Genomic DNA, 14,856 nt, shown 5'->3' on the forward strand with positions numbered 1-14,856 from the left:
TTTGAGGTGCAAAGTGTTAAAAAAAGTTCTCCCCCTGCTGGCGCTGTTTGCGCTGCCTGCTTTTGCGAAGCCCGTCCTGACGGTCTACACCTATGACTCCTTCTCTGCCGACTGGGGCCCTGGCCCGGTAGTCAAAAAAGCTTTCGAAGCGGACTGTAACTGCGAACTGAAGTTCGTGGCGCTGGAAGATGGCGTATCGCTGCTCAACCGTCTGCGCATGGAAGGGAAAAACAGCAAGGCCGACGTGGTGCTCGGGCTGGATAACAACCTGCTGGAAGCCGCCTCGCAGACCAAACTGTTTGCCAAAAGCGGCGTCGCGGCAGAGGCCGTTAACGTGCCGGGAGGCTGGAAAAACGACACCTTTGTGCCGTTCGACTATGGCTACTTTGCTTTTGTTTACGACAAAAATAAGCTGAAAAACCCGCCGAAGAGCCTGAAAGAGCTGGTGGAAAGTGACCAGAAATGGCGCGTGATTTATGAAGATCCGCGCACCAGTACGCCAGGCCTGGGCCTGCTGCTGTGGATGCAAAAGGTTTACGGGGATAAAGCGCCGGAGGCGTGGCAGAAACTGGCCGCTAAAACCGTCACCGTCACCAAAGGCTGGAGCGAAGCCTATGGCCTGTTCCTGAAAGGCGAAAGCGACCTGGTGCTGAGCTACACCACCTCTCCGGCCTACCACATTATCGCCGAGAAGAAAGATAACTACGCTGCCGCTAATTTTGCTGAAGGGCACTATCTGCAGGTGGAAGTGGCCGCGCGTACCGCTGCCAGCAAACAGCCGGAGCTGGCCGAGAAGTTCCTGAAGTTTATGGTTTCACCGGCTTTCCAGAATGCGATTCCCGCAGGCAACTGGATGTATCCGGTCACGAACGTTACCCTGCCCGCAGGTTTCGAGCAACTGACCAAACCAAACACCTCGCTGGAGTTTACGCCGCAGCAGGTCGCCGCGCAGCGTGCAGCATGGGTAAGTGAATGGCAACGCGCCGTCAGCCGTTGATTCCCGGCTGGTTACTTCCCGGGCTGCTCGCCGCCACAGTGATGGTGGCGGTCAGCCTGGGGGCTTTTCTTGCGCTGTGGTTCAACGCGCCAGAGAGCGACCTGCTCGCCCTCTGGCACGACAGCTACCTCTGGCACGTTATCCGGTTCTCCTTCTGGCAGGCGTCTCTCTCTGCCCTGCTGTCGGCGATCCCGGCTATTTTCCTGGCGCGCGCGCTGTATCGTCGGCGTTTCCCAGGCAGAGAGGCGCTGCTTCGCCTTTGTGCCATGACGCTGATCCTGCCCGTGCTGGTGGCGGTATTTGGGATCCTCAGCGTTTACGGTCGCCAGGGCTGGCTGGCTTCGCTGTTCGGCCAGCTTGGTCTGGAATGGTCATTCTCGCCTTACGGACTGCAGGGCATTCTGCTGGCGCACGTGTTTTTCAATATGCCGATGGCGACGCGCCTCTTTTTGCAGGCGCTGGAAAATATTCCCGGCGAACAGCGCCAGATTGCGGCTCAGCTCGGCATGCGCGGCTGGTCATTCTTCCGCTTTGTCGAATGGCCGTGGCTGCGCCGTCAGATCCCGCCCGTCGCGGCGTTAATCTTTATGCTCTGCTTTGCCAGCTTTGCCACCGTGCTGTCGCTCGGCGGCGGGCCGCAGGCCACCACTATTGAGCTGGCGATTTACCAGGCACTGAGTTACGACTACGATCCCGGTCGCGCCGCGCTGCTGGCGATGGTGCAGATGGCGTGCTGCCTTGTGCTGGTCCTGTTGAGCCAGCGGCTGAGTAAAGCCATTCCCGCGGGCAGTAATCAAATAACCGGCTGGCGCGATCCGCAGGACAGCCTGCACAGCCGCGTTACCGATTTTATCCTGATCGCGCTGGCGCTTCTGCTTCTGCTGCCGCCGCTGATGGCCGTTATCGTTGACGGACTGAACCTCAATCTCATCTCCGTCCTGCAACAGCCCGTCCTCTGGCAGGCGACCTGGACCTCGCTGCGTATCGCGCTGGCGGCAGGGTTACTGTGCATCATGCTGACCATGATGCTGCTGTGGAGCAGCCGCGAACTCTACGCGCGTCAGGCCCGTAAGGCCGGGCAAATGCTGGAGCTGACGGGCATGCTGATTCTGGCGATGCCGGGCATCGTGCTGGCGACGGGCTTCTTTTTACTGTTCAACAGCACCGTCGGCCTGCCGGAAAGCGCCGACGGCATTGTGATTTTTACCAACGCCTTAATGGCCATCCCTTACGCGCTCAAAGTGCTGGAAAACCCGATGCGCGACGTCAACAGCCGCTACGGTTTGCTGTGCCAGTCGCTGGGCATGCAGGGCTGGCAGCGGCTGAAGGTGGTCGAACTGCGCGCACTGAAACGTCCGCTGGCGCAGGCGCTGGCGTTTGCCTGCGTGCTCTCTATTGGAGACTTTGGCGTCGTGGCGCTGTTCGGCAATGACGATTTCCGCACGCTGCCATACTGGCTCTATCAGCAAATCGGCTCTTACCGCAGCCAGGACGGCGCGGTCACCGCACTGTTACTGCTGCTGCTGTGCTTTGCCTTATTTACCGTTATCGAGAAACTTCCGGGGCGTGATGTTAAAACTGACTGATGTAACCTGGCTTTATCAGCATCTGCCGATGCGCTTCACGCTCTCCGTGCGCCAGGGGGAGATGATCGCCGTACTTGGCCCAAGCGGCGCGGGAAAAAGCACGCTGCTTAATCTGATTGCGGGTTTTCTGCAGCCGGCAAGCGGTGCGATCGCCATTAACAATCAAGATCATACCCACACGCCGCCCGCAAAACGTCCGGTCTCAATGCTGTTTCAGGAAAACAACCTGTTTACCCACCTGACGGTGCGGCAAAACATCGCGCTGGGAATGCATCCGGGACTCAGGCTGAACGATGCCCAGCGTCAGAAGCTGGAGATCATTGCCGCCCAGATGGGGATCAACGAGTTCATCGACAGGCTCCCGGGCGAGCTTTCCGGCGGCCAGCGTCAGCGCGTGGCGCTGGCGCGATGTCTGGTCCGCGAGCAGCCGATCCTGCTGCTGGATGAGCCGTTCTCGGCGCTCGATCCCGCGCTGCGCCAGGAGATGCTCGCCCTGGTGCAGGACGTCTGTCAGCGCCAGCAGCTGACGATGCTGATGGTTTCACACAGTATTGAGGATGCTGCCCGCATCGCCCCGCGATCGGTAGTGATTGCCGAAGGGCGTATTTTGTGGGATGGAAAAACAGAAGAACTGCTGAGCGGTAAAGCGGGGGCGTCTTCACTGTTGGGCATTCGTGCCGTCTGATGCCCTCTCCCACAGGGAGAGGGAAAAAGTCCTTAACGGCTCACCACTTTCAATAAAATCTCACCGTACACCGGCATCAGCGGGTGGCGAATCAGCGCGACCAGGGCTACCACGGCCACACCCAGCGTCAGCGGGGCCAGCCACAAAAGACGAGTGCGCGGGAGATAGCGCGTCAGACGATCGACGCTGGCTTTCGCGCTGCGCCACAGCCGCCAGCAGAGCCATGCCGCCAGCCACAGCAGCACAGCCGTGCCCAGCAGCAGCCACTTAAACTCACCGCTTTGCATACCGTCAGGAATATCGATGGCAGCGCCCGCGAGGATCCCCGGCAGGAAGTAGAACGGCGGCCAGAAGACGCAGCCGATAATGTTCGGCACCACGAATTTTGCGACGGGCAGATCCAGCATCCCCGCCACCATCGGCACCAGCGGACGCGTTGGCCCGACAAAGCGGCCGACGAGGATGGTAAACATGCTGTGCTGATGCAGCGCATGCTCGGTTTTATCCAGCAGGGCTTTGTTCTTTTTCATGAACGACCAGCGGTGCAGCGGCTTCTTAAAGCGCCAGCCCAGCCAGAAGGAGATCCAGTCACCGAGCAGGCAGCCGATTATCCCGGCCAGCCACGCCTGCCAGAAATTAACCTCGCCGCTGCCAATCAGCGCCCCAAGCCCTGCCATCATCACGGTGCCGGGCAGGATCAGCCCAACCAGCGCCAGCGATTCCAGAAACGCCACCAGCGCCACGGCGATGAGCGAGTACATAACGGACTGGGTAATAAAGTGTTCCAGCAATGCCTGCATAACTATTCCGGTCAGAAAACGAATCAGCGATTCTGCTTAGCGCCCCGCACCGCGTCAAGGCAACAATTGTCTGAATAGTTTACAGGTTGCTTTCTGCATTCACCTGTTTGTTTATCTTTTTTTACCGTTTATTCACATCCCGCGCGGAATTCGCTCGGGCTGGCACCGGTGCATTTTTTAAATACCCGGGAGAAATAGAGCTGATCCTCAAAGCCCACGTTACGCCCCACGGTGGCAATCGGCATCCGGGTGGTGCTGAGCAGCAGCTTCGCCTGGCTGATGCGCTGATCCTCGCGCCAGCTCAATACGCTGACGCCCAGCTGCTGGCGGAAAAGATGCGACAGCCGCGACGGCGACAGGCAGACGTGCTGAGCAACGCTGGCGATATCAAACTGGCTATCGGCCAGGTGGTCGCTGATGTACTGGCAGGCGTCGCGCACGCGGTTGTCCAGCGGGGGGTTAAGCGACTCGTTAATCGCCTCCATGCGGCGAAGCAGCAGCTGTTCGAGCAGGTTAATCGCCAGCAGTTCGGCGTAGCGACCACCGGCCTGTCCCGCCTCGATAATCTGCGCAAAAAGCTCGCGAAACTGCGCCAGATGAACCTCATCCGGGCGATAAAAACCGGTGTGCGCAAAAATAGCTGGCCACGAAAGCCACTCCTGCCAGTAGGCGCGCGGACGGAAATAGACCCACTGGTGATACCACTCTTTGGCATCGGGATGACGGCCATAGTGGTGGATCTCCCCCGGCGGGAACAGCAGGATATCGCCGGGGCGGCAGACAAACTGCTGGTCACCGTTCTTGATGATCCCTTCTCCTCGCACGGTCAGATTGAGGATATACCCTTTCATGCCGAGCGGTCGGTCGACGTAAAAGTCGAGGTATCCCTCAGCCTCGATAGGGGTCAGTCCCGCCACAAGGTGCGCGTTAAACGAGTATCCCGGCAGCAGGGGATCGTTTTGCGTTTCGGCCATAGATTCAGTTCTCCCAAGGGTCCTGAAGGAAACCAATTGTCCATATCACTAAAAGCAGCTTTAAAATGGCCCGCGAAAAGATCCAAAAAGCATCACGCCGCTTTTACGTCCGCCATGTTTCAGCCTTTCCCCCCTGATTTCTCCGCCAGAGCAGGCAGATAACCAGTAACAAAAGTGTCTATAAGTGCGGCAGAAATGTCCACATTGAATATTTGCACGGCGTCACACTTTCCGTTGTAACAGCAATTTAGTCCATAAGATTAGCGGATCCTGCCTGACGACTTTTTTCCCCAGTCTCTAATGTTCTTCCATACCTGTTTTTTCGATGGAGCAACACCATGGCAATTGCGATTGGCCTCGATTTTGGCAGCGATTCGGTTCGCGCGCTGGCAGTGGACTGTACGTCCGGCCAGGAGATAGCAACCAGCGTTGAGTGGTACCCGCGCTGGCAAGAGGGGCGCTACTGCGATGCGCCTAACAACCAGTTCCGTCACCACCCGCGTGACTATATCGAGTCGATGGAAGCGGCGATCAAAACCGTTCTGGCTGAACTGACCGACGCCCAGCGGGCTGAGATTGTCGGAATCGGCGTCGACAGCACCGGCTCCACGCCGGCCCCTGTGGATGCCGAAGGCCGCGTGCTGGCGCTGCGCCCGGAGTTTGCCGACAACCCGAACGCCATGTTCGTGCTGTGGAAAGACCACACCGCCGTAGAAGAGGCTGAAGCCATTACGCGCCTGTGCCATCAGCCGGGCAAGACAGACTACTCGCGCTACATCGGCGGGATTTATTCCAGCGAATGGTTCTGGGCCAAGATCCTTCACGTCACCCGTGCCGACGCAGCCGTTGCGCAGGCTGCGGCGTCATGGGTTGAGCTGTGCGACTGGGTGCCTGCCCTGCTCTCCGGCACCACTCGCCCGCAGGATATCCGCCGCGGCCGCTGCAGCGCCGGGCATAAATCCCTGTGGCACGAAAGCTGGGGCGGTCTGCCTCCGGCTACGTTCTTCGACGAGCTCGATCCGATCATCAACAAGAGCCTGACGTACCCGCTGTTTACCGACACCTTCACCGCTGATATTCCGGTCGGCACCCTCTGCGAAGAGTGGGCGACGCGCCTCGGCCTGCCTCAGAACGTGGCCATCTCCGGCGGCGCCTTTGACTGCCATATGGGCGCCGTGGGTGCGGGCGCACAGCCAAACACCCTGGTGAAAGTTATCGGCACCTCCACCTGCGACATCCTGACGGCGGATAAAGCCACCGTCGGCGACCGCGCGGTGAAAGGCATCTGCGGCCAGGTTGACGGCAGCGTGGTGCCGGACTTTATCGGTCTGGAAGCCGGTCAGTCCGCGTTTGGCGATATCTACGCCTGGTTTGGCCGCGTGCTGGGCTGGCCGCTGGATCGGCTGGCGGCGGCGCATCCTGAACTGAAAACCCAGATAGCCGACAGCAAAAAGCAGCTTCTGCCGCAGCTTACCGACGCCTGGGCCAAAAATCCGTCTCTCGATCACCTCCCGGTGGTGCTGGACTGGTTTAACGGCCGCCGCACGCCGTTTGCCAACCAGCGCCTGAAAGGGGTGATCGCGGATCTCAACCTGGCGACCGACGCGCCCGCGCTGTTCGGCGGTCTGATTGCCGCAACGGCCTTCGGTGCCCGCGCCATTATGGAGTGCTTCACCGGGCAGGGCATCGACGTGAACAACGTGATGGCGCTGGGCGGCATCGCCCGTAAAAACCCGGTGATCATGCAGGCCTGCTGCGACGTGCTGAACCGTCCGCTGCAGATTGTGGCCTCCGATCAGTGCTGCGCGCTGGGCGCGGCGATTTTCGCCGCCGTGGCCGCGGGCGTCCATGCCGACATCCCGACCGCACAGCAGCATATGGCGAGCGCCGTCGAAAACACGCTCCAGCCGCGCACCCAACAGGCACAGCGCTTTGAACAGCTTTATCAGCGCTACCAGCAATGGGCAAAAAGCGCCGAACTTCACTATCTCCCTGTCGCCGCCCCGGCCAAAAGCACCGCGGACACTACGGCAACCCTGACCCATTAAGGACACGATGATGACCATTTTTAATAACTATGAAGTGTGGTTTGTGATTGGCAGCCAGCATCTGTACGGACCGGAAGCGCTGCAGCAGGTGACGAAACACGCGGAGCACGTCGTTAACGCGCTGAATGCGGAAGCTAAACTGCCGTGCAAACTGGTGCTGAAACCGCTGGGCACCACGCCGGATGAAATTACCCACATCTGCCGCGACGCCAACTACGACGATAAATGCGCCGGTCTGGTGGTGTGGCTGCACACCTTCTCACCCGCCAAAATGTGGATCAACGGCCTGTCTATCCTCAACAAACCGCTGCTGCAGTTCCATACCCAGTTCAACGCCTCCCTGCCGTGGGACAGCATCGACATGGACTTTATGAACCTGAACCAGACCGCGCACGGCGGCCGCGAGTTCGGCTTCATCGGCGCGCGTATGCGCCAGCAGCACGCGGTGGTCACCGGCCACTGGCAGGATGGCAAAGCGCAACAGCGTATCGGCTCCTGGATGCGCCAGGCAGTATCCAAACAGGATACCCGCCATCTGAAAGTGGTGCGTTTCGGCGACAACATGCGTGAAGTGGCGGTCACCGACGGCGACAAAGTGGCCGCGCAGATCAAGTTCGGCTTCTCCGTAAATACCTGGGCCGTGGGCGACCTGGTGCAGGTGGTGAATGAAATCAGCGACGGCGACGTGAGCGCGCTGGTGGACGAGTACGAAAGCAGCTACCGCCTGACGCCTGCGGCACAAATCAACGGCGACAAGCGTCAGAACGTGCTGGACGCGGCGCGCATCGAGCTGGGCATGAAGCGCTTCCTGGAACAGGGCGGCTTCCACGCCTTTACCACTACCTTTGAAGACCTCCACGGCCTGAAACAGCTGCCGGGCCTGGCGGTACAACGTCTGATGCAGCAGGGCTACGGCTTTGCGGGCGAAGGCGACTGGAAAACTGCCGCTCTGCTTCGCATCATGAAGGTGATGTCGACCGGTCTGCAGGGCGGCACCTCCTTTATGGAGGACTACACCTATCACTTCGAAAACGGCAACGACCTGGTGCTCGGCTCGCACATGCTGGAAGTGTGCCCGACGATCGCCGTGGAAGAGAAACCGATCCTCGACGTGCAATACCTCGGCATCGGCGGTAAAGCCGATCCGGCGCGCCTGATCTTCAACACCCGTACGGGCCCGGCCATCAACGCCAGCCTGATCGACCTGGGCGATCGCTTCCGCCTGCTGGTGAACTGCGTCGATGCGGTTGAAACGCCGCACTCTCTGCCGAAACTGCCGGTCGCCAACGCCCTGTGGAAAGCGCAGCCTGATCTGCCAACCGCCTCTGAGGCATGGATCCTGGCCGGCGGCGCGCACCACACGGTGTTCAGCCACGCCCTTGATCTGAACGACATGCGTCAGTTCGCCGAGCTGCACGATATCGAGCTGACCGTGATTGATAACGATACCCGCCTGCCCGCCTTCAAGGACGCGCTGCGCTGGAACGAAGTCTATTACGGTTCAAAACGCTAAGTACGGAATGCCCGGTGACGCTACGCTCACCGGGCAGGGAGACAACAATGTTAGACGATCTCAAACGTCAGGTTCTCGAAGCCAACCTGGCGCTGCCGAAACATAATCTGGTCACCCTGACCTGGGGCAACGTCAGCGCCGTTGACCGCGAAAAAGGCGTGTTGGTGATTAAGCCTTCCGGCGTGGATTACACGATGATGACCGCAGACGATATGGTCGTTGTCAGCCTCGAGACCGGCGAAGTGGTCGAAGGTAAGAAAAAACCGTCCTCCGATACGCCGACTCACCGCCTGCTGTACCGCTCATTCCCGAGCATCGGCGGCATCGTGCATACCCATTCGCGCCACGCCACCATCTGGGCGCAGGCGGGCCAGTCCATCCCGGCGACCGGCACCACCCACGCGGACTACTTCTACGGTACCATTCCCTGCACGCGTCTGATGACCGATGCGGAGATCGGCGGTGAGTACGAGTGGGAAACGGGGAATGTGATTGTCGAAACCTTCGAAAAACAGGGGATCGACGCGGCGCAGATGCCCGGCGTGCTGGTGCACTCCCACGGCCCGTTTGCCTGGGGTAAAAACGCAGAAGACGCGGTGCATAACGCCATCGTGCTCGAAGAGGTCGCCTATATGGGGATCTTCTGTCGCCAGCTGGCGCCGCAGCTGCCGGATATGCAGCAAACCCTGCTGGATAAGCATTACCTGCGCAAGCACGGCGCGAAGGCCTATTACGGGCAGTAGTTTGCAGGCTGGACAAGCGCAGCGCAATCTGGCAAAACAGATACTGTATAAAACCCCAGCAAAACAACCTTAACCAGGCTATAATCAGGCCTGGTTTTGTTTTCTGGGATAACGGCGTGGCGCAGGCGCAAGAAGGTTTTTTACTGACCCGACACTGGCGGGATACCCCTCAGGGCACCGAGGTCGCGTTCTGGCTGGCAACCGACAGCGGTCCGCTGCACGTTACGCTGCCCCCGCAGGAATCCGTTGCCTTTATTCCTGAAGCCCACGTCGAGAAGGTGAAGCAGCTGCTGCGCGGCGAAAACGGCTGGCGCATCACCCCGCTTGAGCTGAAAGATTTCCAACGCCAGCCGGTTTACGGCCTCTACTGTCGCGCCCATCGTCAGCTGATGCGCTATGAAAAGCTGCTCCGCGAGGCGGGCGTGACGCTCTACGAGGCGGATATTCGCCCACCGGAACGCTTTCTGATGGAGCGGTTTATTACTGCCCCCGTCTGGGTCGACGGCACCGATCATAGCGGCAGCCTCGTTAACGCGCGCCTGAAGCCCAATCCGCACTACCGCCCGCCGCTGAAGTGGGTCTCACTGGATATTGAAACCACCCGCCACGGCGAACTGTACTGCATCGGTCTGGAAGGCTGCGGCGATCGGGTTGTCTATATGCTCGGGCCGCCGAATGGCGATGCCTCCGCGCTGGATTTCCGGCTTGAGTACGTCAACAGCCGCCCGCAGCTGCTGGAGAAGCTTAACCAGTGGTTTGCAGACAACGACCCCGACGTCCTGATCGGCTGGAACGTGGTGCAGTTTGACCTGCGCGTGCTGCAAAAACACGCCGAGCGCTACCGCATCCCGCTGATGCTGGGGCGCGGAAACAGCGAGCTGGAATGGCGCGAACACGGTTTTAAGAACGGCGTTTTCTTCGCGCAGGCTAACGGTCGCCTGATTATCGACGGCATCGAGGCGCTAAAATCCGCCTTCTGGAACTTCTCTTCATTCTCCCTGGAAGCCGTCGCGCAGGAGCTGCTTGGCGAAGGCAAATCCATCGACAACCCCTGGGACAGAATGGACGAAATTGACCGGCGCTTTAACGAAGACAAACCCGCGCTCGCCACCTATAACCTGAAAGACTGCGAGCTGGTCACGCAGATCTTCCACAAAACCGAGATTATGCCGTTCCTGCTGGAGCGCGCGACGGTAAACGGCCTGGCCGTCGACAGACACGGCGGCTCCGTAGCGGCCTTTAGCCACCTCTATTTTCCGCGGATGCATCGGGCAGGATACGTCGCCCCCAACCTCGGGGACGTGCCGCCGCAGGCCAGCCCCGGCGGATACGTCATGGACTCCCGGCCAGGATTGTATGACTCCGTTCTGGTGCTGGATTACAAAAGCCTCTACCCGTCGATTATCCGCACCTTCCTGATCGACCCCGTCGGGCTGGTGGAAGGCCTGGCCCAGCCTGATGATGAGCACAGCACCGAAGGCTTCCTCGGCGCACGCTTCTCGCGGGAAAAACACTGCCTGCCTGAAATCGTGGGAAACATCTGGCACGGCCGCGATGAGGCCAAGCGCCACGGCAACAAGCCCCTTTCTCAGGCGCTAAAAATCATTATGAATGCTTTTTACGGCGTGCTGGGCACCAGCGCCTGCCGCTTCTTTGATCCGCGTCTGGCCTCCTCGATCACCATGCGCGGGCACGAGATCATGCGCCAGACCAAAGCGCTGATTGAGTCCCGGGGCTATGACGTCATCTACGGCGACACCGACTCCACCTTTGTGTGGCTTAAGGGCGCGCACTCTGAAGACGACGCCGCGCAAATCGGCAAAGCGCTGGTCGCCTTCGTGAACGACTGGTGGCAGGAACATTTGCAGAAAGAGCGGTTAACCAGCGCGCTGGAGCTGGAATTTGAAACCCATTTCGCCCGCTTTTTAATGCCCACCATTCGCGGCACCGATCAGGGCAGCAAGAAGCGCTACGCCGGGCTGATTCAGGAAGGTGACGCGCAGAGGATGGTTTTTAAAGGGCTGGAGACGGTACGTACCGACTGGACGCCGCTGGCGCAGCAGTTCCAGCAGACGCTCTATCTGCGGGTGTTTCGCAATGAGCCGTATCAGGACTACGTGCGCGAGACGATAGCCAGCCTGATGGCGGGCGAACTTGACGCGCAGCTGGTATACCGCAAGCGCCTGCGCCGCCCGCTGGCGGAGTACCAGCGCAACGTTCCTCCGCACGTACGCGCCGCGCGTCTGGCGGATGAAGAAAACGTCCGCCGTGGCCGCGCGCCGCAATATCAAAACCGGGGAACCATTAAATACGTCTGGACCACTAGCGGCCCGGAACCCGTGGATTATCAGCATTCTCCTCTGGATTACGAACACTATCTGACGCGTCAGCTTCAGCCGGTTGCCGACGGAATTTTGCCCTTCATCGACGATGATTTTGCTACACTAGTGACAGGGCAACTTGGCCTATTTTGACGCGTGACGAAATGGCTGCCATCCAGTACCATAGCGCCCTTTCCATTCCCGGACCCATTTTTCGATGACCGTCTTTTTTGACGGTAGTCGAACTATTGCCTGCAATTAAAGATTAGAGCCGAACAACTATGCCTTTTACACTTGGTCAACGCTGGATCAGCGATACAGAAAGCGAACTTGGATTAGGAACCGTCGTAGCAATCGATACGCGTATGGTTACCCTCCTCTTCCCTGCCACCGGTGAAAACCGTCTGTACGCTCGCAATGACTCCCCTGTAACCCGCGTGATGTTTAATCCGGGTGACACCGTGACCAGCCATGACGGCTGGCAGCTCAAGATTGAAGACGTAAAAGAAGAGAATGGACTGCTCGCCTACATTGGTACTCGTCTTGATACGGATGAAGCCAATGTCGTCCTGCGTGAAGTGCTGCTCGACAGCAAACTGGTGTTCAGTAAGCCGCAGGACCGCCTGTTTGCCGGGCAAATCGACCGTATGGATCGCTTCTCCCTGCGCTATCGCGCGCGTAAGTTCCAGAGTGAACAGTACCGCATGCCGTGGAGCGGCCTGCGCGGCCAGCGCACCAGCCTGATCCCCCACCAGCTGAACATCGCCCACGACGTGGGCCGTCGCCACGCGCCGCGCGTGCTGCTGGCAGATGAAGTGGGCCTGGGTAAAACCATCGAAGCGGGCATGATCCTGCATCAACAGCTGCTTTCCGGCGCTGCAGAACGCGTGCTGATCGTGGTGCCAGAAACTCTGCAGCACCAGTGGCTGGTTGAAATGCTGCGCCGCTTTAACCTGCGTTTCTCCCTGTTCGACGATGAACGCTATGCCGAAGCGCAGCACGATGCCGACAACCCGTTTGAAACCGAACAGCTGGTCATTTGCTCTCTGGACTTCGTGCGCCGCAGCAAGCAGCGTCTTGAGCACCTGTGCGATGCCGAGTGGGACATTATGGTTGTTGACGAGGCGCACCATTTGGTCTGGAGCGAAGACGCGCCGAGCCGCGAATACATGGCTATCGAGCAGCTTGCCGAGCGCGTGCCTGGCGTTCTGCTGCTGACCGCAACGCCGGAGCAGCTGGGTCTGGAAAGCCACTTCGCCCGCTTGCGCCTGCTCGATCCAAACCGTTTCCACGACTTTGCGCAGTTCGTGGAAGAACAAAATAACTACCGTCCGGTCGCGGATGCCGTCGCCATGCTGCTGGCGGGCAAGCGTCTTTCTGATGACGAGCTCAACACCCTGAGCGATCTGATTGGCGAGCAGGATATCGAGCCGCTTTTGCAGGCTGCGAACAGCGACAGCGACAACGCGGAATCCGCGCGTAAAGAGCTGATCGACATGCTGATGGACCGCCACGGCACCAGCCGCGTGCTGTTCCGTAACACCCGTAACGGCGTTAAAGGCTTCCCGAAACGCGAGCTGCATACGATTAAACTGCCGCTGCCGACGCAGTATCAGACGGCGATTAAAGTCTCCGGCATTATGGGGGCGCGCAAAACCCAGGAAGAGCGCGCCCGCGACATGCTTTATCCGGAACAAATCTACCAGGAATTTGAAGGCGATACCGGCACCTGGTGGAACTTCGACCCGCGCGTGGAGTGGCTGATGGGCTACCTGACCGCGCACCGCTCCCAGAAAGTGCTGGTGATCTGCGCTAAAGCGGCCACCGCGCTGCAGCTGGAGCAGGTTCTGCGCGAGCGTGAAGGCATTCGCGCCGCCGTGTTCCACGAAGGCATGTCCATCGTCGAGCGCGACCGCGCCGCGGCGTGGTTCGGGGAAGAGGACAGCGGCGCACAGGTTCTGCTGTGCTCGGAAATCGGATCTGAAGGCCGTAACTTCCAGTTTGCCAGCAACCTGGTGATGTTCGATCTGCCGTTTAACCCGGATCTGCTGGAGCAGCGTATCGGCCGTCTGGATCGTATCGGTCAGGCGCATGATATTCAGATCCACGTGCCGTATCTGGAAAAAACCGCGCAGTCCGTGCTGGTACGCTGGTTCCACGAAGGTCTGGACGCGTTTGAACATACCTGCCCGACGGGCCGCACCATTTATGATCAAGTGCATGGCGATCTGATCGGCTACCTGGCCGCGCCGGAAAACACCGAGGGCTTTGACGATCTGATTAAATCCTGTCGTGAGAAGCATGACGCGCTGAAAGCACAGCTGGAACAGGGCCGCGATCGCCTGCTGGAGATCCATTCCAACGGCGGTGAGAAAGCGCAGGCGCTGGCAGAGAGCATCGAAGAGCAGGATGATGACACCAGCCTGATCGGCTTCTCCATGAACCTGTTCGACATCGTCGGCATCAACCAGGACGATCGCGGCGAGAACCTGATTGTCCTGACCCCGTCCGATCACATGCTGGTTCCAGATTTCCCGGGCCTGCCGGAAGATGGCTGCACCATCACCTTCGAGCGTGATGTGGCGCTGTCCCGTGAAGATGCCCAGTTCATCACCTGGGAACACCCGCTGATCCGCAATGGGCTGGACCTGATTCTCTCCGGCGATACCGGCAGCAGCACCATCTCCCTGTTGAAAAACAAGGCGCTGCCGGTGGGCACCCTGCTGGTAGAGCTGATCTACGTTGTGGAAGCGCAGGCGCCGAAACAGCTGCAGCTCACCCGTTTCCTGCCGCCAACGCCCGTCCGCCTGCTGCTGGACAAAAACGGCACTAACCTGGCAGGACAGGTTGAATTCGAGAGTTTCAACCGACAGCTGAGCGCGGTAAACCGCCATACGGGCAGCAAGCTGGTGAACGCGGTACAGCAGGATGTGCACGCGATTCTGCAACTGGGCGAAACCCAGATTGAAAAAGCGGCCAGAGCGCTGATTGACGCCGCGCGCAGTGAAGCCGACGAGAAACTGTCTGCGGAGCTGTCCCGTCTGGAGGCGTTAAAAGCGGTCAACCCGAACATCCGCGACGACGAGCTGGCGGCGATTGAAAGCAACCGTCAGCAGGTGCTGGAAAGCCTGAATCAGGCTGGCTGGCGTCTGGATGCCCTGCGTCTTATCGTTGTGACGCATCAGTAAA

General features: G+C 59.5%; 10 protein-coding genes. 8 read left to right on the forward strand and 2 right to left on the reverse strand.

From position 1 onward, the window contains the following. Nucleotides 1-13: 13 nt before the first annotated feature. From thiB to thiQ, 3 genes are read left to right on the forward strand one after another with little or no spacing between them, the layout of a single operon-like run. Nucleotides 14-997 (forward strand): thiamine ABC transporter substrate binding subunit, encoded by a 984-nt coding sequence (gene thiB, locus AC1VYI_RS21060; RefSeq protein WP_134866812.1) that lies wholly within the window; start codon nucleotides 14-16, stop codon nucleotides 995-997. Next, nucleotides 973-2,583, forward strand: coding sequence for a thiamine/thiamine pyrophosphate ABC transporter permease ThiP (thiP, locus tag AC1VYI_RS21065; RefSeq protein ID WP_134866813.1), 1,611 nt, complete (start codon nucleotides 973-975; stop codon nucleotides 2,581-2,583). Before thiB ends, thiP begins: the two co-directional genes overlap by 25 nt. Next, on the forward strand, nucleotides 2,567-3,268 hold the full coding sequence (gene thiQ, locus AC1VYI_RS21070) for a thiamine ABC transporter ATP-binding protein ThiQ (RefSeq protein WP_023310375.1): 702 nt from the start codon (nucleotides 2,567-2,569) through the stop codon (nucleotides 3,266-3,268). The genes thiP and thiQ overlap by 17 nt, the downstream gene beginning before the upstream one ends. A gap of 32 nt (nucleotides 3,269-3,300) precedes the next feature. Here thiQ and AC1VYI_RS21075 read toward each other — a convergent pair whose 3' ends face one another. Further along, nucleotides 3,301-4,068, reverse strand: coding sequence for a DedA family protein (locus tag AC1VYI_RS21075; protein ID WP_023310374.1), 768 nt, complete (start codon nucleotides 4,066-4,068; stop codon nucleotides 3,301-3,303). Between the two features lie 128 nt (nucleotides 4,069-4,196). Beyond that, on the reverse strand, nucleotides 4,197-5,042 hold the full coding sequence (araC, locus tag AC1VYI_RS21080; protein WP_023310373.1) for an arabinose operon transcriptional regulator AraC: 846 nt from the start codon (nucleotides 5,040-5,042) through the stop codon (nucleotides 4,197-4,199). 338 nt (nucleotides 5,043-5,380) lie between these two features. Between araC and araB the strand changes: the two genes are divergently transcribed. From araB to rapA, 5 genes are all read left to right on the forward strand, one after another. Further along, a complete protein-coding gene (gene araB, locus AC1VYI_RS21085) occupies nucleotides 5,381-7,090 on the forward strand; it encodes a ribulokinase (RefSeq protein ID WP_023310372.1) in 1,710 nt (569 codons plus the stop codon). 10 nt (nucleotides 7,091-7,100) lie between these two features. After that, nucleotides 7,101-8,603 (forward strand): L-arabinose isomerase, encoded by a 1,503-nt coding sequence (araA, locus tag AC1VYI_RS21090; RefSeq protein WP_023310371.1) that lies wholly within the window; start codon nucleotides 7,101-7,103, stop codon nucleotides 8,601-8,603. A 47-nt stretch (nucleotides 8,604-8,650) separates the two neighbouring features. Next, nucleotides 8,651-9,346, forward strand: coding sequence for an L-ribulose-5-phosphate 4-epimerase (gene araD / locus AC1VYI_RS21095; protein ID WP_045355118.1), 696 nt, complete (start codon nucleotides 8,651-8,653; stop codon nucleotides 9,344-9,346). A 116-nt stretch (nucleotides 9,347-9,462) separates the two neighbouring features. After that, complete coding sequence (gene polB, locus AC1VYI_RS21100) at nucleotides 9,463-11,820, forward strand: DNA polymerase II (RefSeq protein WP_134866814.1); 2,358 nt, start codon at nucleotides 9,463-9,465, stop codon at nucleotides 11,818-11,820. A 128-nt stretch (nucleotides 11,821-11,948) separates the two neighbouring features. Then, on the forward strand, nucleotides 11,949-14,855 hold the full coding sequence (gene rapA / locus AC1VYI_RS21105; RefSeq protein ID WP_226483425.1) for an RNA polymerase-associated protein RapA: 2,907 nt from the start codon (nucleotides 11,949-11,951) through the stop codon (nucleotides 14,853-14,855). Nucleotide 14,856 lies beyond the last annotated feature (1 nt).

Source organism: Enterobacter sp. QK-SA4, from assembly GCF_056856775.1.

What these genes read in the sequence shown, in the direction of transcription:
- araB (WP_023310372.1), top strand. Translation starts at nt 5,381, where the DNA reads ATGGCAATTGCGATTGGCCTCGATTTTGGCAGCGATTCGGTTCGCGCG.
- araD (WP_045355118.1), top strand. Translation starts at nt 8,651, where the DNA reads ATGTTAGACGATCTCAAACGTCAGGTTCTCGAAGCCAACCTGGCGCTG.
- thiQ (WP_023310375.1), top strand. Translation starts at nt 2,567, where the DNA reads ATGTTAAAACTGACTGATGTAACCTGGCTTTATCAGCATCTGCCGATG.
- araA (WP_023310371.1), top strand. Translation starts at nt 7,101, where the DNA reads ATGACCATTTTTAATAACTATGAAGTGTGGTTTGTGATTGGCAGCCAG.
- rapA (WP_226483425.1), top strand. Translation starts at nt 11,949, where the DNA reads ATGCCTTTTACACTTGGTCAACGCTGGATCAGCGATACAGAAAGCGAA.
- araC (WP_023310373.1), bottom strand. Translation starts at nt 5,042, where the DNA reads ATGGCCGAAACGCAAAACGATCCCCTGCTGCCGGGATACTCGTTTAAC.
- AC1VYI_RS21075 (WP_023310374.1), bottom strand. Translation starts at nt 4,068, where the DNA reads ATGCAGGCATTGCTGGAACACTTTATTACCCAGTCCGTTATGTACTCG.
- thiP (WP_134866813.1), top strand. Translation starts at nt 973, where the DNA reads ATGGCAACGCGCCGTCAGCCGTTGATTCCCGGCTGGTTACTTCCCGGG.